Source organism: Streptomyces lancefieldiae, assembly GCF_031845825.1.
In the GTDB taxonomy this organism is placed as follows: Bacteria; Actinomycetota; Actinomycetes; order Streptomycetales; family Streptomycetaceae; genus Streptomyces; species Streptomyces lancefieldiae.
In genome coordinates this window covers 1-18668 of the sequence record NZ_JAVRFH010000033.1, presented here as the reverse complement: position 1 = coordinate 18668, position 18668 = coordinate 1, and the positions used below count along the sequence as shown (strand labels likewise).

The following is an 18668-nucleotide window of genomic DNA, read 5'->3' as shown; positions in this document are numbered from 1 at the left end:
GCCCGCTGCACCTGCGGCTGGCGAGGCCCGGCCCGCAGAGCCAGAAGCCAGGCCCGCACCGACGCGAAAACCCACGCCTCCACCTGACCCACCCACGCCACCATCACCGCGGGCATTCGTGCCGCCCAGGGCGGCCGGGTGGGCGCGGCGGCACGGGTATGGGCGCGGCGGCACCCCGCAAACGCCGGGACGCGCGGCCCACCCCCGGGCCCGCACCACCCACCTGGCACCCGACACCACCCCCCTGGCCCCCCGCCGGGAACCCGCACCCCCCACACCCCCGTCTCCCTCCACGAACCCCCACGGGACCCGGAGACGCACATGAACCGGCGCACCTTCATCGGCGGCACCACCACCGCCGCCCTCACAGCGACGACAGCCGCCTGCACGGGCAAGGACACGGCCACCGACCGCCCCGGCAAAAACCCGGGAACCACCTCCCACCTCACCCCAACCCCCACCACTCGCACCGCCACCGCCACCGCCGCTGCCACCGGCATCGCCACCGGCACCCCCACCCCCGCCAGCTGGACCGCCCTGGCCAAGTCCCTCGACGGCACCCTCGTCCGCCCCGGCGACCAGTCCTGGAAAACGGCCCGTCAGCTCTACAACACCCGCTTCGACACCCTCAAGCCCGCCGCCGTCGCCTACGCCGCCCACCCCGACGACATCCGCACCGCCCTCTCCTACGCCCGCGCCCACCGCGTCCCCGTGGCGATCCGCAACGGCGGCCACTCCTACGCCGGCTGGTCCTCGGGCGACGACCGCCTGATCATCGACGTCTCGAAACTCGGCCGGGTCCGCGCGAGCGGCGGCCAGGCCGTGGTCGGCGCCGGCGCCAAGCTGATCGACGTCTACCGCGCCCTCGCCGCGAAGGGCGTGACCATCCCGGCCGGTTCCTGCCCCACCGTCGGCGTCTCCGGCCTCACCCTCGGCGGCGGTCACGGCGTCGTCTCCCGCGCCTACGGCCTGACCTGCGACAGCCTCACCCAGGCGACCCTGATCACGGCGGACGGCCGGCAGCTCACGGCCGACGCCACCACGCACAAGGACCTCTTCTGGGCCCTGCGCGGCGCGGGCAACGGCAACTTCGGCATCGTCACGGAACTCCGCTTCCGGACCCACCCGGCGCCCCGCGCCGTATCGGCGTACCTCACCTGGCCCTGGCGGAAGGCGGACGCGGTCGTCCGCGCCTGGCAGGAGTGGGGCCCGGACCAGCCCGACGAGATCTGGTCCTCCCTGCACCTGGCCGCCGCGCCCGGCGGCTCCCCCTCCGTCTCCGTCGCCGCCTTCTCACTCGGCACCTACGGCGAACTCCAGAACGCCGTCGACCGCCTCGCCGACCGCATCGGCGCCCCGGCGAGCAGCGTCTCCCTCAAGCGCCGTACGTACGAGGAGTCGATGGAGATGTACGCCGGCTGCTCCTCGTTCTCCGCCGACGCCCAGTGCCATCTCCCGGGTCCCACCGCCGGCCGTTCACCGGAGGGGTCGCTCGGCCGCGAGACGTACGCGGCCCGCTCGGACTTCTACGACCGCCCCGTCCCGGCGTCCGGCATCCGCACCCTGCTCGCCCAGGTCACCTCGGTGCGCGGCGGCGCGGGCAGCATCGCGTTCACCGCGCTCGGCGGAGCGGTGAACCGCGTCTCACCGACGGCCACCGCGTTCGTGCACCGCCGTTCGCGGATGCTGGCCCAGTACATCGCCTCGTGGCGGCCGGGAACCGGCGGCTCCACGGCCCAGTCCTGGCTGGCCACGGCGCACCGGGCCATGCGTCCGTACGCCTCGGGCGCCGCCTACCAGAACTACACGGACCCGCATCTGACGGACTGGCGGAAGGCCTACTACGCGGACGCGGCCCCGCGCCTGGCGAAATTGAAGCACCAGTACGACCCGGACCGCGTCTTCACGTACCCGCAGGCGCTGTAGGCGCCCGCGCACTCCCTAGGCGGCGAGATCCCGCTCCTCCACCCCGGCGCCCTCCTTGCGGGCGCCGGGAATCACGGCCCCCCGCCCGTCGGCACCGCCGCTGCCCCGCGCCTTGATCAGCCACCCCGCCCGGGGCGACCGCTCGACGGCCCGGGTCAGCGGCGTCAGCAGGGCCATGGCGACCGGCGAGAGCAGCAGCGCGACCGCCGTACCGAGGGCGAACCCGCCGATGACGTCCGTCGGGTAGTGCACGCCCATGTAGACCCGGACGAACCCGCCGAGCACGGCCAGCACGATCGCGACGATCCCGAACTTCCGGTTGGCGACGAACAGCGCGACGGCCAGCGCCATGACGAGCGTCGCGTGATCGCTCACGAACGAGAAGTCGTTCTTCCCGTCGACGAGCACTTCCAGCCCGTCATGGTCCTTGAACGGCCGGGGCCGCTCGACGAACCCCCGTATCGGCACGTTGACCAGGACCGCGACACCGGCCGCGAGCGGCGCCCACATCAGTGCGGCGACGTTCGAGGCCGCGTCCTCGTCGGCCCGCCGCCGCCCGGACCACCAGCACCACAGCACCAGCAGCACGATCGCGAACAGCAGTCCGTACTCACCCACGAACTCCATGACCCGGTCGAACCAGTGCGGTGCGGCCTTGGCCAGTCCATTGATGTCGTAGAGCAGCTCGACGTCGGGGTTCGACCCGGATTCGGCGAGTCCAGCCATGGTGCAGCGGCCCCTTCGTCATGTCCTCCGGCGCACCGAGCGCACGCCTCTTCTGCCACCCCCGTGGTCGTAGATCCGCCGGCTCCGCCTGGTCCCCGCACACCTACTCGTCAACAGGAACGCACGGCCCCCGTTGATACGTTCCACGCTCCACCGAATGATCACGCAGACGTTATCGAAGAGAGACACGCCGTGGTTCACATCGCCGCAGCTCAGGGCATGATTTCACGCTGTGTTCCCACCGTGGCGGTCACACCGTGGTGGGCAGCGCTTTCGCGCCATCCTCGGTGACCCGGGTGGCCCCGAAGTAATCGGGGGTGTCGATCGGGTCGAACCGGATCACAGCGCCCGTCCGCGGCGCGTCGATCATGTACCCGCCACCCACGTAAATGCCCACATGCCGGATGGCCCGCGAGTTGGTGAGGTCGTCCGAGAAGAACACCAGGTCACCGGGGAGCAACTCGTCCCGGGCGGGATGCGGCCCCGCGTTGTACTGGTCGTTCGCGACCCGCGGCAGCTCGATCCCCACGCTCTCGTACGCCGCCTTGGTCAACCCCGAACAGTCGAACCGCCCACCCTGGTCGGCCGTCCCGTTCCCGCCCCACAGATAGGGCGTCCCGAGCTTCTTCTGCGCGTAGGCGATGGCCCCCGCGGCCTGCTCGGTCGGATCGACCCGAGTCGTCGGCGCGGCGAAGCTCTTCTCCAGGGCACGGATGTTCCGTACGTAGTTCCGCGTCTCGGTCAGCGCCGGAATCCCACCGGCGTCGATGACCCGGTACGGCCCGGAGTTGTAGGCGGCCAGCATGTTGTTGGTGACGTCGCCGGGGACGTCCTTCACGTAGTTGGCGAGGTGGCAGTCGTAGGACGCTGCCGAGGGGATCGCGTCCTTGGGGTCCCACACGTCGCGATCGCCGTCGCCGTCCCCGTCAATGCCGTACGCCGCCCAGGTCGTCGGAATGAACTGAGCGATGCCGCGGGCATCCGCGTGGCTGACGGCGTCCGTGCGCCATTTGCTCTCTTGATAGATCTGCGCGGCGAGAAGCGCCGGATTGATTGCCTTGCACTTGTTGCCCCACGTCTGCACGAGCTGCTGGTACGCGGCAGGAACGGTCCCCTTGGCGAGCGTCTTGGCGCCGCCTCCGCTCGCTCCCCCTGCGAGATCCCCGGCGACGACGTAGACCCCTACGACGAGCAGCATGACGAAGCCAAGCCCAGCCGCAAGAGCTGCTCCGGCAGCGACCCACACTTTGCGCATGCTCCAACACTCCCCCACGGCAACGCTGTTCAGAGGCCATTTTCGGCCATGTCGGCCCCCATCGGCTTACTCCGCCTTGAAGCCGTCGCACGCTATGGACGCGAACTCACTGTTCTCTCTGACGTGGAGGAACAGGACCGTCCAGTCCCCGGGTGTCGTGGCAACGGGAACCGCGTCCTGGTACTTCTTCCCTTGCACGTACTCGTCGAAGTCGTCCGGGTAGGTCAGCGTGATCGTGCCGTTGCTGTCCGGCTTCTTGTAGACCTCGTACATGTCGATGGGTCGGCTGGTGAAGCCCAGCGACACGTTGCCCTGAGCCGCGTTGTGCAGCGCCTCTCCGGTCTCCGGGTCGACGAAGTACGGCGGCTTCATGGCGACCGAGAGGTAGTACCTCTCGCCTGGTTCGGGGTCGGCGTACTTGAGGCGGACGGAGATCTTCACCGGACCGGACGAGTACGACTCACCTCCGTCCGCCGGAACAATCCCGTACTGGAGGTACTCGTTGCGCTCCTCCGCAGGCAGGTTGCACTGCTGGGTGTCGCCGAGCCACATGTCGCGCACCAGCCTCTGTGACTCGACGTACATCGGCGCGTCAGCCTCACCCCCTCCACCGGCTGGGTCCGTCGGCGTGGAGGACGTGGCGGCCGGGCGGGCGGCTCCGGTCTCCTCTTGGCCACCCTTGGCACTCCCCCCTTCCTTGCCGTCGGGCAGCGCCAGCATCACCGCGGCCGTACCGACACCGATGGCGAGTCCAGTGGCCACAGCGATCAGCCAGGAGCGCCCCCGGCGCCGTGCCGCCGTGCCGGTGACGACTTGGGTGGGCGTGTATCCCGGATGAGCGGGACCCGGTGCTCGAGTCGGGAGGTCGTGCACTCCCAAGGGAGCCGCCTGCCCCAACGGAGTGGCTCCTGCGGCCCCGGGCCCGGGACCACGTGGCACCGCTTCCGCGAGGGTCAGCAGACTCGCGTAATGGGTGTCCTCGACCAGCGCGGACCGCACTCCGCAGCGCTCCACGACTTGGCCGGGCGTGGGCCGTTCAGCCGGATCCTTGGCCACACACTGGTTGATGAGGGCTGCCAGCTCCGGCTCCACACCACCCACGTCGATGGGTTCGTGGACGGCGCGATAATGCACACCCGACGGGTCACCGGTGCCGAACGGCGGGCGCCCGGTCGCGGCGTACGCGAGAGTCGCCCCGAGCGCGAAGACGTCCGCGGCCGGACCGGCGTCGTTGCGCACCAGCGTCTCGGGCGCGATGTAACCGGGCGTACCGGGCGCGTAACCCGCCTCCGTGAGGGCGGTCTGCCCGACTCCACGTGCGATGCCGAAGTCGATGAGCTGCGGCCCCTGCCCGGCCAGGATCACGTTCTGCGGCTTGAGGTCCCGATGCGTCACGCCCTGCGCGTGCACCGCCGCGAGCCCCTCGGCGAGCGCCGCGAGTACACCTCGGCACGTCTCCGCGGGCAGCGGCCCCCGTCCCTCCACGCTCAGGCTCAGCGTCGGTCCCGCCACATACTCGGTCGCCAGCCAGTAGGGCGCGGCCTCCAGTGAGGCATCGATCAGATTCGCCGTGTACGCGCTCCGTACCGCACGCACGGTCTCCACCTCGCGCCGAAACCGCGCCAGCGCCTCCGGACGGTCCACGATCTCGTCGCGGATCACCTTGAGCGCGACCAGCCGGCCACCCGGTGAGCGCCCGAGGTAGACCTGCCCCATGCCGCCGGCACCGAGCCGGGCGAGCAGCGTGTACGCGCCTATGTGCGCGGGATCCTGAGCCTTGAGTGCCTCCACGTACCAGACCTTGCCACAGAGACCAGCCAGGCGCAGGGGGCCGCAGGGCAGCAACATCCCCTTTACGACGCGTCTATGACACCCCCTCAGTCGCAGCCGGTCGCCTCCTTGGCGCCGTACATCGGGAGATCGTCGGTGGTGATCTCTCCGGCCAGCGGCGCCGGCAGCCGCACAGCCTCCCCGAATTTGCCCGGCCGCACGTCCTGATAAGCGCCGTTGACAGGTCGGCTGTGCAGGGCCCACCCGCCCTTCCGGGGGTCGATGACGAGGAGCACGGGGACACGGGCGACTGCGTACCAGTCGGCCTTGTCCCTGATCCCTCTTGCCTTTTCGGATGCGGAAATGACCTCGATGGCGAGCGCGGCGTCCTGCGAGTCGGCCAGCCAGGCGTCGTCGTCCTCCCACTCGGTGGGCAGCACGACCAGATCGGGCGTCACGTAGTCCTCCGGATCGTCGGGCAGCGCGATGGACGACACCTCGTAGGCATCCAGTCCGTCGGGGAGGCCTGCCGTCTCCAGGTGCCTGCGCAGGCGCCTGATCACTCCCGCGTGCTTCCCACGCGGGGTCGGTGACATCACGAGCTTCCCTCCCACGATCTGCGCCCGCAGACCCGTCGCGTCCTCGATCCTCTCGGCGAGGCCACGCAGGTAACCGGGACGCGGACGGGGTCGGTCCTTCGCTGACCCGGACATGGCTCGTCGCCTCCGCCCCTCTGCCTCGTCGGTCCCTTCGACCACGCCGGCGGGTTCGGTGGGAGGTCCGGCACCCCGCTCGGCACCGAGCCCACCGTACTGTGCGGGTTCCGTGCCCGCCTCCACGCCGCGCTCCACATGCGCACGGGCCCGGGCCCGAGCCGCTTTGTTCAGCGGCTGATCAAGCGTCGCCATGAGACGCCCCTCCCTTCAGTGGCACTCGGCCCACAGCAGCTTCCCGCCCTTCGACGCGCCGTGCTCCCGGAGGACGGAGACCCCGACGGCGACCGCACAGGCCCGCACCAGGTGCAGCCCCCGGCCGCTCTCGGCGTCCTCAGGGGGTACGGCACCGGGTTCGCCCTCCCGGAAGCCGGGCGGCACCCTCCAGTCGCTGTCCCACACGCCCACCCGCAACCGGCCCGGTTCGCGCGACAGGATGCGGAGGGCGTAGGGCCCGGCGGTGTGGAGGTGGGCGTTGGCCAGGAGTTCGGCGGCCACCAGCTCGGCGGTGGGCGTCAGCTCCGCGAGCCCGTGCGCGGCCAGGGTCGCGCGGAGGGTTGTACGGGCGATCCCCGGTGCGCGTGGATCGTGCGGAAGATGGAGGGTGTAGCCCCAGGACGGGTTTACGGTGGCCATGGAAGCCTCCGGTCGTTGAAGGACGTTGGACAGCCTGCTCGGTCGCCCAGTGGCCTGCCGGACCGTCGACCGGTGCGCTTCTGGGCGGGGCGCCACTCGTAAGGTAGCGGTGGCCGGATAAGTAGTTATCCAAACCCCGGCATCTGGCTTAGCTTCCACCCGTGTGGGTGACCGTAGCGCCAAGGAGGCGGCAAGCCCGTGAGGACGAACCCGACGGGGCGGCAGCTGCGACTCGGGGCGGAGCTGCGAAAACTGCGTGAGCGGGCGGGACTGACCTCCACTCAGGCCGGTCAACTGCTCGGCGTGAAGCAGAACCAGATCAGCAACACCGAGGCCGGCCGCATGGGAGTGAGCGCCGAGCGCATCCACACACTCGCCTGCCACTACGCCTGTTCCGACCAGGCTCTCATCGACGCACTCAGCGCCATGACCACCGAACGCAAACGCGGCTGGTGGGAGGAGTACAGGGAGATTTTTCCCAGTTCACTGCTCGATCTCGCCGAGGTCGAACACCACGCGGTTGCCTTGCGCACGGCCATCACAGTGTACATCCCCGGCCTGCTCCAGACCACGGACCACGCCCGCGAGACCTTTCGCCAAGTCGTGCCCGACCTCTCGCCACCGGACATCGAGCATCGCGTCTCGTTCCGCATCAAGCGCCAGACCGTGCTCTTCCGCGATCCTCCGACCCCCTACCTGGCCCTGGTGCACGAGGCCGCCCTGCGGATGCAGTTCGGGGGCCGGGCGATAGCGCGGGCACAGTTGCGCCACCTGCTCCACATGAGCGAGCGAGACCACGTGACGATCAGAGTGATCCCCTTCGCCGCCGGAGGCTTCCCGGGATCAGGCCAGTCGATCTTCTACTCGACCGGCCCAGTGCAGCAACTGGACACAGTCCACCTCGATCAGTCCCACGGACCCGTCTTCCTCGACGCCGAAGCGCAGCTGGCCAAGTACCGCGTCCTGCTGGACCGCACCGAGGCCAAAGCTCTTCCCCCGGCGGAGTCACGTGACCTCATCCACAACATCGCCCAAGGCCTGTGAAGGGAACGCACATGAGCGAGAGCACCTGGCAGAAGTCCTCCTACTGCGGCGAGGGGGATTCCTGCCTCCACGTCGCCGCGACCCCCACCGGTGTCCATCTCACCGAGAGCAGCGACCCCACCCGCTCCATACTCACCGCCACCCCGACCGCCTTCGGCGCCCTGCTCGCCGCGCTGAAGTCGAGCACCCGGCCGGAACCCATCCAGGTCACCTTCGCTCACGGGGCTGACGCCGACGCACCCGTCCGTATCCACGGCACCGACACCCCGGGGGCCGTCGTCACGACGGACCGTCAGAAGTGGGAAGCCTTCGTGCTCGGCGTGAAGGCGGGCGAGTTCGATCACTTCGCGGAAGAGCCCGACGAGGCAACCACAGGGCAGATCGCACCCCAGCCTCATTGCTCGACGTAACATGTCGTGATACACAGAGTGACCATATGACTCTTTACACACCGGTTCGCACCGCCCTCCTAGGGGTCGGAGCGGACCGGTGGCAAGCTGTTCGTACGAAACCCGCCAATCAATGACGCCAAGTCGACATGCGACGGCGCCGTTGTCGGCGACAATGAGGCTTGACCTCTGCACGTCCGCAGAGGGCGCGGAACTACCCAACAGGGGCGGTGACTTACATGCTCTTTGCGGCCGACAAGGGAGACATCAACACCATCATCGGCGGGATCGCTCCGGACTGGGGCCCCTTCGGTGCGCTGGGGACCGAGGCGAAGACGATGGTCCAGGTCGTCATGGCCGTAGCCATCCTGCTCTGTCTCGGCATCGCCATCTGGGGTGCGGCCAAGCAGCGCATCGGTGCCACCGCGCTCCGCGACACGTTCAGCGCGGAGCAGGGCAAGGGCCTCATCATCGCGGGCCTGACGGGCGTGTTCATCATCGGCTCGCTCGGCACGCTCTTCACCATCGTGTACGGAATGGCCGTGTAGCCCAACGCGTATCCGTCCGTCCCCTCCACCCCACCCGCCCGTCGTGCCAACCTGGCTGAGGTTGCGTTTCCCTGATGTCGAGTCATAACACCGCGCCCGCGCGGGAACCAGCACGGCTACCGTCGTACTCGTACGGCAGGTACGACGTCGAGGGGGCGTACGCGGCATGAGTCTCGGAGACGATCACCAGTCCTCCGGCGGTTACGGCGGCACGGGCCAGACGCGGACGCGGTTGCCCGACGGGGGCGGCGACGGTTTCGGCGGTCCCCGGCGCGGCGGTCGCTCGTCCTCGCGGAGCCTGGTCACCGTGGTCGGCGTCGTCGTCCTCCTGATCGCCGCGATCGCCTTCGCGAACCGTGGAGGAGACGATTCCTCATCCTCGGACGACACCGCCGCCGACAAGCCGAAGACGTCGGCGACGGCACCCACCGGCAAGCAGCCGGTCCAGTCGGGCTTCGCCCACGACGAGCAGGGGGCGCAGAGCGCGGCGGCGAACTATGCGGTGGCTCTGGGCTCGTCCGACATGTTCGACAAGGCCAGACGGCACGAGATTGTCAACACCGTCTACGCGCCCGATGTCGCCGCTTCCCGGCAGGCAGACCTGGACGGCGCGTACTCGAGCCAGAAGTTCCTGGCGAACATCGGCCTCGACAAGAACGGCAAGGCACCAACCGGTCAGACCTTTGTCTCGCGGGTAATTCCGGTAGGCACGAAAGTGACCGCGTCCAGCTTGGAGAAGGCCACCGTTGAGGTTTGGTACACGTCCCTCTTCGGTCTTTCCGGTGGCACGTCCACCAACCCGGTGACCGAGAGTTGGTACACCACCACGTACCAACTGACGTGGACCAATGACGACTGGAAGGTCACCGACTTCCAGCAGAAGGACGGACCAGTGCCGGTCGGGCGCGATCAAAGGGCCTCCACCGCCGACGACATGACGAAGGCCGTCGAGGAGTACGGAGGATTCACGTATGCGCGCTAGTCACCGCCTCCTCAAGGCCACGACCGCCGTTGTCGTGGTGCAGGCCGCCATGGTGTTGCTGGCCACCCGTGCCTTCGCCGCACCCACGCCCACACCCACGCCGACCGACACCGAGGATCCCTGCGACCTCATCCGCGGCCCCGCCAAGGACTACTGCGAACGCGGCGAAGGCGGCGGCACCACCAGAGGTGGAGGTGGCAGCACCCCCGACGGTGTCCCCTCCACCCTCGACCCCCTCTCCTCCCTCGCCAAGGGCTGCGCCGACGCCGCGTCCTGGACCGTCGACAAGCTCAGTGCCGCCGTGCAGGACACCGCCAACGTCGACTTCACGAACCCGAAGTTCCTCCAGCAGTACGCCGTCGTCTTCGCGGCGTCGACGGTCCTGACGCTCGTCCTGTGGCTCCTCGCGGTGGCCAAGCGCGCCGTGCGCGGCGTCCCCCTCGCCACCGCGCTCTCCGAGGCCATCGGGTTCCTGTGGCTCACCGTCCTGGCGTCGGCGTTCACGCCGCTGATCCTCTACACGGTCGTCTCCGCGACCGACGGCGTCACCGACGTCCTCGCGAAGACCACCGGCAACCAGACGGACACGTTCTTCGGCACGTTCTCCGGCGCCCTGGAGAAGGGCGAGGGCATCGGCGGCGGGCCGATCATGCTGATCGTCGTCTCCCTGGTGTCGATCCTCGCCGCCGGCGTCCTGTGGCTGGAGCTCGTCATCCGCGCCGCCCTGCTCTACGTCGGCGCCCTGCTCGGCACCGTCGTCTACGCCGGGCTGGTCGACAAGAACCTGTGGGGGCACGTCCGCCGCTGGGCGGGCATCATGATCGCGGTGATCCTGGTGAAGCCCGTCATCGTCATCGTGCTCGGTCTCGCCGGCGCGCTGTCCACCGACGACGGACCGGACGCCTTCTCGGCCGTCGTCTCCGGCCTCGCCATCATCCTGCTCGCGATCTTCGCCTCGGCGATGATCTACCGCTTCGTCCCCGGCTTCGGCGACGAGATCGCGAACGGCCGCAACAACCGCATCATGCAGGGCGCCGAGGGCAAGGCCGCGGCCGTGATCAGCTCCCCGGCGAACCTGGTCGCCCAGGGCATCAGAACCCACAGCACCCGCCACAACGGCGACGGCGGAGGCGGCGGCCAGGCGGGCTCCTCCGCCGCGGCCCGCCCCTCGAACCCCGCCTCCGGCGGAGTCGCCGCGCACAGCTCGCGCCCCTCGAACGGCGGCGGAAATATCCCTTCCGCCGCACCCGCACCGCGCTCCGGCAGCCCGGTGAACACGCCCCACGCCAGCAACAGCCGCACCAATCGCGGTAGCAACAGCACAGGAGGTGACGGGCGTTGACGACCGAGTCCCACGTGTCCCATCCGGTCACGCCCCGCCGTACGTATCTGATCGGCCGCGCCCGGCCGAACGCGATCGTCGGCCGCAACCGCGAGACCGGTGAGATCGCGCTGATCGTCGTGGGCGCGTTCCTCGGCATGATGTGCGGGCTCCTCGTCCCCGTCCTGTCCCTGCGCATCATGCTGCTCGTCGGCTTCCCCATGCTCGCGCTGGCCGCCGTCTACGTGCCGTACAAGCACCGGACGTTCTACAAGTGGTTCGAGATCAACCGCAGCTACAAGCGGACGCTGCGCAACGGCACCACCTACCGCTCCGGCGCCATCGAGGCCGGCACCCGGCTCGACGGCCGGGAGGTCGAGATCGGCCCGCCGCCCGGCATCGGCCGCATCACCTGGCTGGCCGCGCCCTTCGGGCCGGACGAGATCGCCGTACTCCTGCACGCCGACCGCAAGACGGTGACGGCCGCGATCGAGATCGAGGGCCCCGGCGTGGGCCTGCGCGACTCCGAGGACCAGGAAGCCCTCGTCGACCGCTTCGGCACCCTGCTCAAGCACGTGGCCAACGGCGACGGCTTCGTCACCCGCATCCAGATGCTCGCCCGCACCCTCCCGGCCGACCCCGACGCGCACGCCAAGGACGTCGCCCAGCGCGGCGACGACAGGGCGCTGCCGTGGCTGCAGCAGTCGTACGACCAGCTCCAGTCGATGGTGTCCACCAGCAGCGAGCAGCACCGCGCCTACCTCGTCGCCTGCATGCACTACACCCGCGAACTGGCCGCCGAGGCCAACGCCATGGCCCGGGCCTCCCGGCCGAAGAACGGGCGCAGGACGGACCGGGACGCGGGGCTGGCCATCGTCATGGCGCGGGAGCTGACCGACATCTGCTCCCGCCTCCAGGAGGCCGACATCCGCGTCCGGCAGCCGCTCGGCCAGGGCCGGCTCGCCTCGCTCGTCCACTCCATGTACGACCCGGACCACCCGATCGACCACCTCCAGGCGATGACCAAGCGCAACGCCTGGCCGGCCGAGCTGGACGCCATGGAGCCCACCTACCTCCAGGCCAAGACCCGCGAGTCCTCCACCCGCGCCCCCTGGTGCCACGCCACCGCCTGGATCAAGGAGTGGCCGATGACCCCGGTCGGCGTGAACTTCCTCGCGCCGCTGCTCGTCCACACCCCGGACGTCATCCGGACGGTCGCCGTGACGATGGACCTCGAACCCACCGAGGTGGCCATCGAACGCATGCTGACCGAGAAGACGAACGACGAGGCCGAGGCGTCCCGCGCCGCCAAGATGAACCGGACCGTCGACCCCCGCGACCTCGCCGCCCACTCCCGGCTCGACCAGCGCGGCGAGGACCTCGCCAGCGGCGCGGCCGGCGTCAACCTGGTCGGCTACATCACCGTCTCCTCCCGCACCCCCGAGGCGCTCGCCCGCGACAAGCGGACGATCAGGGCCTCGGCCGGAAAGTCGTACCTGAAACTGGAGTGGTGCGACCGCGAGCACCATCGCGCCTTCGTGAACACGCTTCCGTTCGCCACCGGCATCCGAAGGTAGGGGCTGAGCCTGATGCGGGACCCGCTGTCCGTCCTCACCGAAGCCTTCACGTCCTTCCTGTTCGGGAAGGTGGAGACGACCCGCCTCCCCGTCCGCACCTCGACCGGCCAGGCGCAGGCCGTCTACCTGCCGACCGCCGCGCCCGGCCTCGGCGACTCCGGCGTGATCATCGGCCGCGAGGTCTACTCCGGCAAGGGGTACATCTACGACCCCTTCCAGCTCTACGGCCAGCAGCTCCCCGCCCCGCACTGGCTGGTCCTCGGCGAGTCCGGCAACGGCAAGTCGGCGCTGGAGAAGACGTACGTCCTGCGCCAGCTCCGCTTCAAGGACCGCCAGGTCGTCGTCCTGGACGCCCAGGGCGAGGACGGCGTCGGCGAGTGGAACCTGATCGCCCAGGAGCTGGGGATAACTCCCATCCGGCTGGACCCGATGGCAGCCCTGGACCACGGCATCCGGCTTAACCCCCTGGACCCGGCGATCACCACGACCGGGCAGCTGGCCCTGCTCCGCACGATCATCGAGGTCGCGATGGGGCACGGCCTCGACGAGCGCTCCGGTTTCGCGCTCAAGGTCGCGCACGCCTACGTCAACGAGACCATCGTCGAGCGCCAGCCGGTCCTGACCGACATCGTCGAGCAGCTCCGCCACCCCGAGCCGGAGTCGGCCGAGGCGATGAACGTCGCCATAGACGACGTACGGGCATGGGGCCTGGACGTGGCGCTGGTCCTGGACCGTCTCGTCGACGGTGACCTGCGCGGCATGTTCGACGGCCCGACGACGGTCGGCATCGACCTCGACGCCCCCCTCATCGTCTTCGACCTCTCCCACATCGACCGCAACTCCATCGCCATGCCCATCCTCATGGCCATCGTGGGGGTGTGGCTGGAGCACACCTGGATCCGGCCCGACCGGAAGAAGCGCATCTTCCTGGTCGAGGAGGCCTGGCACATCATCAACAGCCCGTTCGTGGCGCAGCTGTTCCAGCGGCTGCTGAAGTTCGGGCGCCGGCTGGGCCTGTCCTTCGTGGCGGTGGTGCACCACCTGTCGGACGTCGTGGACGGGGCGGCGGCGCGGGAGGCCGCGGCCATCCTGAAGATGGCCTCGACCCGGACGATCTACGCCCAGAAGGCGGACGAGGCGCGGTCCACGGGCCGCGTACTGGGGCTCCCCCGCTGGGCCGTGGAGATCATCCCCACCCTCACTCCCGGCATCGCGGTGTGGGACGTCAACGGCAACGTGCAGGTGGTCAAACACCTGATCACCGAGACCGAACGCCCCCTGGTCTTCACCGACCGCGCGATGACCGAGTCCTCCGCCGACTTCAACGACGACGCCCTGCGCGCCGCCGAACTGGAGGCGGAGGAACGGGCCGCGGCCTTCATGGAGCAGCACCTCGGCGACGCGTCCGAATCGACGGTGGCGTAGGCGGAGGGGGAGGGACGGAACGGATGAGACCGGACGACCAGCGGCGGGACGGCCAGGGGGGCGGCATCCCGGACGGCCTGCTGATCGGCATCCTGGCCTTCCTCCTCGGCATGACCCTGCTGGTGTGGACGGCGACCGGCCTCGCCGGCCTGTTCGCGCACGGCGCCTGGCCCACCGGCGTCACCTTCACCGGCACCCCCCCGGCCATGCGCCACCTGATCGCCGAACCCCACGACATCCCCGGCGCCTGGCCGGACACCCCCGACGCCGCGCTCTCCGGGTACGGCCTCTTCTGGGGCCTGTTCATCGGCCAGCTGATGGTGCTGGTGGTGCTGGCCGTGTTCGTGATGGGCACGGTGGCCCGCTGGCGGGCGGTACGGCAGCGACGGCGCGGGAAGGCAGCGGCGGCGGACGCACGGGGACCGGAGCCGACCCCGCGGCCGACGCGGGAACCGGCCCCGACCCCGCAGCCGACGCAGGTGCACGAGGTGCCGACACCGAGGGTGCCGCAACACGAGACGCGCGCGGAAGAAGAGCCCCCGGCCGCCGCGGCCGACGGCGATCGGGCGGGTGAGTGGGAGACGAACCGCCCCGAAGGCGCGGTGCACTACGGCCCGCCGGACACCCGCCACTCCGCCGCGGCCCACGCCCTGCGCGCCGCCGAAGGCGCCGCCCTCGTCGTCACGTCGAATCCCACCCTCTGGCAGGAGACCAAGGACGCCCGGTCCAAACTCGGACCGGTCCTGCTCTACGACCCCGCCCACCTCTGCGACACACCGGCCCGCCTCCACTGGTCCCCCACCACCGGCTGCGAGGACAGACCGACCGCCACGTCGAGAGCGGCCGCCCTCCTCGCGCCGGTACGCCCCACCGCCCGACTCGACCAGGCGGTCGGCGACACCGCCGAGCTGCTCCTGCGCAGCTACCTCCACGCCGCGGCCATCGACGGCCGCACCGTCCGCCACATCCACCGCTGGTCGCAGGGCACCCAGATCCAGGACGCCGTACGCATCCTCCGTACGAACCCCAAGGCCGCACCCGGTGCCGCGGGCGAACTCGAGGGGGCCCTCACCGCCCACCCCGAACGGCGGGACATGGCCCAGCAGCTGACCACCCGGGCCCTGGCCGCCCTCTCGATGGTCAACATCCGCGAGGCGTGCACTCCCAACCGAATTGATGCCCTCGCCTTGGATTCCTTCGTCGACGAACAGGGAACCCTTTACGTGGTGGGTGAATCCATTGAGGACCCCCGTACGAGCCCGGGCGCGATGCCGCTGCTGACGGCGCTCGTCTCCAGCGTGGTCGAGCGCGGCCGGCGCATGGCCGAACGGTCATCCTCCGGTCGCCTCGACCCACCAATGACGCTCGTCCTGGACGACGTCGCGGCCGTCGCTCCCCTCCCCCAGCTCCCGGAGCTGCTGGCCACGGGCGCGGACCGGGGCATGCCGACCCTGGCCCTGCTCCGGTCCCGCGAACAGGGCCGGGCCCGCTGGCCGCACGACGAGCTCCCGGTGCAGCGCCCGTAGCCGCTGACGGCGTGCCAGTGACGACGTGCCAGTGACGTGTCAGCGTTCGACCACGAACTCCAGCTCGACCTCGCCGGGCTTCCCGCCCGCCAGCGGCACCGTCCGGCCGCTCGGCACGAACCCCGCCTTCCGGTAGGCGCCCTGCGCGCGCCCGTTCTCCGGGTGCACGATGAGCCGCACCCGCTCCAGGCCGCTCGCCCAGGCCCACTCCAGCCCGGCGTCGAACAGCGCCTTGGTCAGCCCGCTCCCCCGCCACTCGGGCCGCACGTACACGCCGACCACGTGCCCCTGCCGCCGCTCGACGGGGAACCCGGCCCAGTCCGTCGCCCCCGCCTCCTCCACCAGCACGGTCAGCGTGCCGAGCCAGAGGCCGCCCGGCCCCTCCGCGATGATCTGCCGCACCCCGGACGCGTCCGCGGCCCCCCTGGCGGCCCGCTCCTGCCAGAACGAGTCCGGCCGGGCCGCGGCGTCGTCGTACGTCTCCAGGAAGGCCAGGTGGGCGAGCGGGTCCCGCAGCGCACGCAGCCTCAGCCCCTTCACGGCGGGCCACTCGTCGGCGCGTATGGAGCGGATCACGTAGTCACCGGGGACCGAGGCACTCATGCGGGTCACCGTAATACCCGGGTACTACGTCCCTCACCTGATATACGCCCCCCGGACGGACGCCCTCCGCGTCCGGAACCCCGACCATGGTCGGATGGAGCCCGTGAACCCCGTCCCCGAAGAGCGCGCGGCGGAACCCCTCACCGAGTACGTCCAGCGCGTCAACCGACGCGTCCGCGCCTTCGACCGACGCCGACCGCTCGTGTGGGACCTGCACCTCACCGGCTTCTGGGTGCTGGCCGCCCTGATCGACGCCTCCGGCGGCTGGCGCAACGTCGCCCACGACCCCGACGTCCCCGCCGGCCTCGTCGTCGCCCTCAGTCTCGCCCTCTCCGTCCCGCTCCTCTGGCGCCGCAGCCACCCTCAGGCGGCCCTCCTCCTCACGATGCCGGCGGCCCTGGTGAACGCCTGGTCGGGCCCCGCCCTCCAAGCGGCGCTGCTCCAACTGCTCCTCGTCCACCACGTCGCCCTGCGCCTGCCCCTGCGCAACCTCTGGTGGGCGGTGGCTCTGGTCACCACCCCGACCTGCGTCGCGGTGGCCCGCTACGGGGACAGCGCGGGCTCCTGGAACCAGCAGGTCGGCTCGCAGCTCCTCTCCATCGGCGTCGCGGCCCTCATCGGCATCACCGTCCGCACCCGACGCAACTACACGGAGGCCCTGGAGGACCGCGCCCGCCGTCTGGAGACCGAGCGCGACCAGCAGCTCCGGCTGGCCGCCGCCGCCGAACGCGCCCGCATAGCCCGCGAGATGCACGACATCATCGGCCACAACCTCTCCGTCATCACCGGCCTCGCCGACGGTGGCCGCTACGCCGCCGCCAAGTCCCCCGAGCGCGCGTCCCAGGCCCTGGACGCCATCGCCACCACCAGCCGCCAGGCCCTGGGCGAACTGCGCCGCCTGCTCGACGTCCTGCGCGACGAGGAGCGGGACGGCGCCCAGGCGGCCGAACTGGCCCCGCAGCCCGCCCTCACCGACCTCGACCAGCTCCTCGACGGCGTCCGCAGGGCCGGCCTCCCCGTCCGCACGACCGTCCGGGGCCGGGCCACCCTCCCGGAGGGGCGCCAGCTCACGGTCTACCGCGTCATCCAGGAAGCCCTCACCAACACCCTCAAACACGCCGGCCCCGACGCCACCGCCCACATCGACCTCTCCTACGAGGTCGGCGGCGCCGTCGCCCTCACGGTCACCGACACGGGCCGCGGCTCCCCGGTCCCCGCCCTGTCCGACGGCCGCGGCCGCGGCCTGCCCGGCATGCGCGAGCGAACGTCCCTGTACGGCGGCACACTTGAGGCCGGCCCACGTCCCCGCCCGGAACAGGGCTGGCGCGTCCACCTGCACCTACCGGAGGAATCCCCGCAGTGACCACCGTCCTCATCGCCGACGACCAGCCGCTGCAGCGCTTCGGCTTCCGGATGCTCCTGGAGAGCCAGGACGACATGACGGTCGTCGGTGAGGCCGCCAACGGCGCCGAGGCCGCCCGTATGACGGCCGACCTCCACCCCGACGTCGTCCTCATGGACGTCCGCATGCCCGGCCTGGACGGCATCGAGGCGACCCGCCGCATCGTCGCGGAGGGCGCCCGCACCCGGGTCCTCATCCTCACGACCTTCGACCTCGACGAATACGCCTACGCGGGTCTGCGCGCGGGTGCCTCGGGCTTCCTGGTCAAGGACGCCCAGCCGGAGGAACTCCTCTCCGGCATCAGGGCGGTGGCGAGCGGTGACGCCGTGGTGGCCCCGAGCCTCACCCGCCGCCTGCTCGACACGTACGTCCACCACCTGCCGGCCGGCCCCGAGCCCGCGGACGTCCCCGATCCCCGCCTGGCCGCGCTCACCGACCGGGAGAGCGAGATCCTCAAGGTCATGGGCCAGGGCTGGACCAACACGGAGATAGCGGAACGCCTCCACCTCGCCGAGTCGACGGTGAAGACCCACGTCGGCCGCATCCTGGCCAAAACGGGATCACGGGACCGCGTCCAGGCGGTGATCCTGGCGTACGACACGAAACTGGTGAAGCCGTCCTGATGCAGAACAGGGCGGGAAGCCGCCCGGACAAACGCAGAAAACCCCGCACCGGAACGGTGCGGGGTTTCCCTTATCAATAATTGTTCGGCGGCGTCCTACTCTCCCACAGGGTCCCCCCTGCAGTACCATCGGCGCTGTAAGGCTTAGCTTCCGGGTTCGGAATGTAACCGGGCGTTTCCCCTACGCTATGACCACCGAAACA

General features: G+C 70.5%; 17 protein-coding genes and 1 rRNA gene. 11 read left to right on the top strand and 7 right to left on the bottom strand.

The features are described from left to right. Positions 1-321 precede the first annotated feature (321 nt). On the top strand, positions 322-1926 hold the full coding sequence (locus tag RM812_RS27130) for an FAD-binding oxidoreductase (protein ID WP_311577356.1): 1605 nt from the start codon (positions 322-324) through the stop codon (positions 1924-1926). A gap of 15 nt (positions 1927-1941) precedes the next feature. Here RM812_RS27130 and RM812_RS27125 read toward each other — a convergent pair whose 3' ends face one another. The 5 genes from RM812_RS27125 to RM812_RS27105 form a co-directional block, all read right to left on the bottom strand. Continuing rightward, the gene (locus RM812_RS27125; protein ID WP_311577353.1) at positions 1942-2652 is read right to left on the bottom strand and encodes a phosphatase PAP2 family protein; all 711 of its coding nucleotides are present in this window, start codon (positions 2650-2652) and stop codon (positions 1942-1944) included. A gap of 250 nt (positions 2653-2902) precedes the next feature. Then, positions 2903-3907 carry a C40 family peptidase gene (locus tag RM812_RS27120; RefSeq protein WP_311577350.1) on the bottom strand — a complete coding sequence of 335 codons (1005 nt, stop codon included), beginning with the start codon at positions 3905-3907 and terminating at the stop codon, positions 2903-2905. A gap of 66 nt (positions 3908-3973) precedes the next feature. Further along, positions 3974-5698, bottom strand: a complete 1725-nt coding sequence (locus RM812_RS27115) for a serine/threonine-protein kinase (RefSeq protein ID WP_311577347.1) — start codon at positions 5696-5698, stop codon at positions 3974-3976. Positions 5699-5784: 86 nt separating this feature from the next. Beyond that, entirely contained in the window at positions 5785-6390 is a 606-nt protein-coding gene (locus tag RM812_RS27110) for a Uma2 family endonuclease (RefSeq protein ID WP_311577344.1), read from the bottom strand. Between the two features lie 210 nt (positions 6391-6600). After that, positions 6601-7026 carry an ATP-binding protein gene (locus tag RM812_RS27105; protein WP_311577340.1) on the bottom strand — a complete coding sequence of 142 codons (426 nt, stop codon included), beginning with the start codon at positions 7024-7026 and terminating at the stop codon, positions 6601-6603. A 198-nt stretch (positions 7027-7224) separates the two neighbouring features. Between RM812_RS27105 and RM812_RS27100 the strand changes: the two genes are divergently transcribed. From RM812_RS27100 to RM812_RS27065, 8 genes are all read left to right on the top strand, one after another. Beyond that, a complete protein-coding gene (locus tag RM812_RS27100; RefSeq protein WP_311577337.1) occupies positions 7225-8070 on the top strand; it encodes a helix-turn-helix domain-containing protein in 846 nt (281 codons plus the stop codon). Between the two features lie 11 nt (positions 8071-8081). Further along, positions 8082-8480, top strand: coding sequence for a DUF397 domain-containing protein (locus tag RM812_RS27095; protein WP_311577334.1), 399 nt, complete (start codon positions 8082-8084; stop codon positions 8478-8480). Between the two features lie 218 nt (positions 8481-8698). Further along, positions 8699-9007: a hypothetical protein gene (locus RM812_RS27090; RefSeq protein ID WP_190204669.1), complete on the top strand. Its 309-nt coding sequence runs from the start codon at positions 8699-8701 to the stop codon at positions 9005-9007. A gap of 166 nt (positions 9008-9173) precedes the next feature. Continuing rightward, positions 9174-9989 (top strand): hypothetical protein, encoded by an 816-nt coding sequence (locus tag RM812_RS27085; protein WP_311577327.1) that lies wholly within the window; start codon positions 9174-9176, stop codon positions 9987-9989. Continuing rightward, positions 9979-11331 (top strand): hypothetical protein, encoded by a 1353-nt coding sequence (locus RM812_RS27080; RefSeq protein ID WP_311577322.1) that lies wholly within the window; start codon positions 9979-9981, stop codon positions 11329-11331. Before RM812_RS27085 ends, RM812_RS27080 begins: the two co-directional genes overlap by 11 nt. Beyond that, positions 11328-12887 (top strand): SCO6880 family protein, encoded by a 1560-nt coding sequence (locus RM812_RS27075; RefSeq protein WP_311577319.1) that lies wholly within the window; start codon positions 11328-11330, stop codon positions 12885-12887. Before RM812_RS27080 ends, RM812_RS27075 begins: the two co-directional genes overlap by 4 nt. Positions 12888-12899: 12 nt before the next feature. Then, positions 12900-14312, top strand: coding sequence for an ATP-binding protein (locus RM812_RS27070; protein WP_311577316.1), 1413 nt, complete (start codon positions 12900-12902; stop codon positions 14310-14312). A 23-nt stretch (positions 14313-14335) separates the two neighbouring features. Next, positions 14336-15838, top strand: a complete 1503-nt coding sequence (locus RM812_RS27065) for a type IV secretory system conjugative DNA transfer family protein (RefSeq protein WP_311577313.1) — start codon at positions 14336-14338, stop codon at positions 15836-15838. 39 nt (positions 15839-15877) lie between these two features. Here the strand turns inward: RM812_RS27065 and RM812_RS27060 are convergent, their stop codons facing one another. Further along, a complete protein-coding gene (locus RM812_RS27060) occupies positions 15878-16441 on the bottom strand; it encodes a GNAT family N-acetyltransferase (protein WP_311577310.1) in 564 nt (187 codons plus the stop codon). Positions 16442-16535: 94 nt separating this feature from the next. Between RM812_RS27060 and RM812_RS27055 the strand changes: the two genes are divergently transcribed. Both RM812_RS27055 and RM812_RS27050 read left to right on the top strand, forming a co-directional pair. Continuing rightward, entirely contained in the window at positions 16536-17804 is a 1269-nt protein-coding gene (locus tag RM812_RS27055) for a sensor histidine kinase (protein ID WP_311577307.1), read from the top strand. Continuing rightward, entirely contained in the window at positions 17801-18466 is a 666-nt protein-coding gene (locus tag RM812_RS27050; protein WP_311577304.1) for a response regulator transcription factor, read from the top strand. The genes RM812_RS27055 and RM812_RS27050 overlap by 4 nt, the downstream gene beginning before the upstream one ends. 82 nt (positions 18467-18548) lie before the next feature. On the opposite strand, the gene rrf is transcribed toward RM812_RS27050, so the two are convergent. Continuing rightward, positions 18549-18665, bottom strand: a 5S ribosomal RNA gene (gene rrf, locus RM812_RS27045). Between the last annotated feature and the right edge of the window lie 3 nt (positions 18666-18668).

Coding starts and splice junctions, on each gene's coding strand:
- RM812_RS27130 (WP_311577356.1), top strand. CDS start 322: ATGAACCGGCGCACCTTCATCGGCGGCACCACCACCGCCGCCCTCACA.
- RM812_RS27125 (WP_311577353.1), bottom strand. CDS start 2,652: ATGGCTGGACTCGCCGAATCCGGGTCGAACCCCGACGTCGAGCTGCTC.
- RM812_RS27120 (WP_311577350.1), bottom strand. CDS start 3,907: ATGCGCAAAGTGTGGGTCGCTGCCGGAGCAGCTCTTGCGGCTGGGCTT.
- RM812_RS27110 (WP_311577344.1), bottom strand. CDS start 6,390: ATGTCCGGGTCAGCGAAGGACCGACCCCGTCCGCGTCCCGGTTACCTG.
- RM812_RS27105 (WP_311577340.1), bottom strand. CDS start 7,026: ATGGCCACCGTAAACCCGTCCTGGGGCTACACCCTCCATCTTCCGCAC.
- RM812_RS27095 (WP_311577334.1), top strand. CDS start 8,082: ATGAGCGAGAGCACCTGGCAGAAGTCCTCCTACTGCGGCGAGGGGGAT.
- RM812_RS27090 (WP_190204669.1), top strand. CDS start 8,699: ATGCTCTTTGCGGCCGACAAGGGAGACATCAACACCATCATCGGCGGG.
- RM812_RS27085 (WP_311577327.1), top strand. CDS start 9,174: ATGAGTCTCGGAGACGATCACCAGTCCTCCGGCGGTTACGGCGGCACG.
- RM812_RS27080 (WP_311577322.1), top strand. CDS start 9,979: ATGCGCGCTAGTCACCGCCTCCTCAAGGCCACGACCGCCGTTGTCGTG.
- RM812_RS27070 (WP_311577316.1), top strand. CDS start 12,900: ATGCGGGACCCGCTGTCCGTCCTCACCGAAGCCTTCACGTCCTTCCTG.
- RM812_RS27065 (WP_311577313.1), top strand. CDS start 14,336: ATGAGACCGGACGACCAGCGGCGGGACGGCCAGGGGGGCGGCATCCCG.
- RM812_RS27060 (WP_311577310.1), bottom strand. CDS start 16,441: ATGAGTGCCTCGGTCCCCGGTGACTACGTGATCCGCTCCATACGCGCC.
- RM812_RS27055 (WP_311577307.1), top strand. CDS start 16,536: ATGGAGCCCGTGAACCCCGTCCCCGAAGAGCGCGCGGCGGAACCCCTC.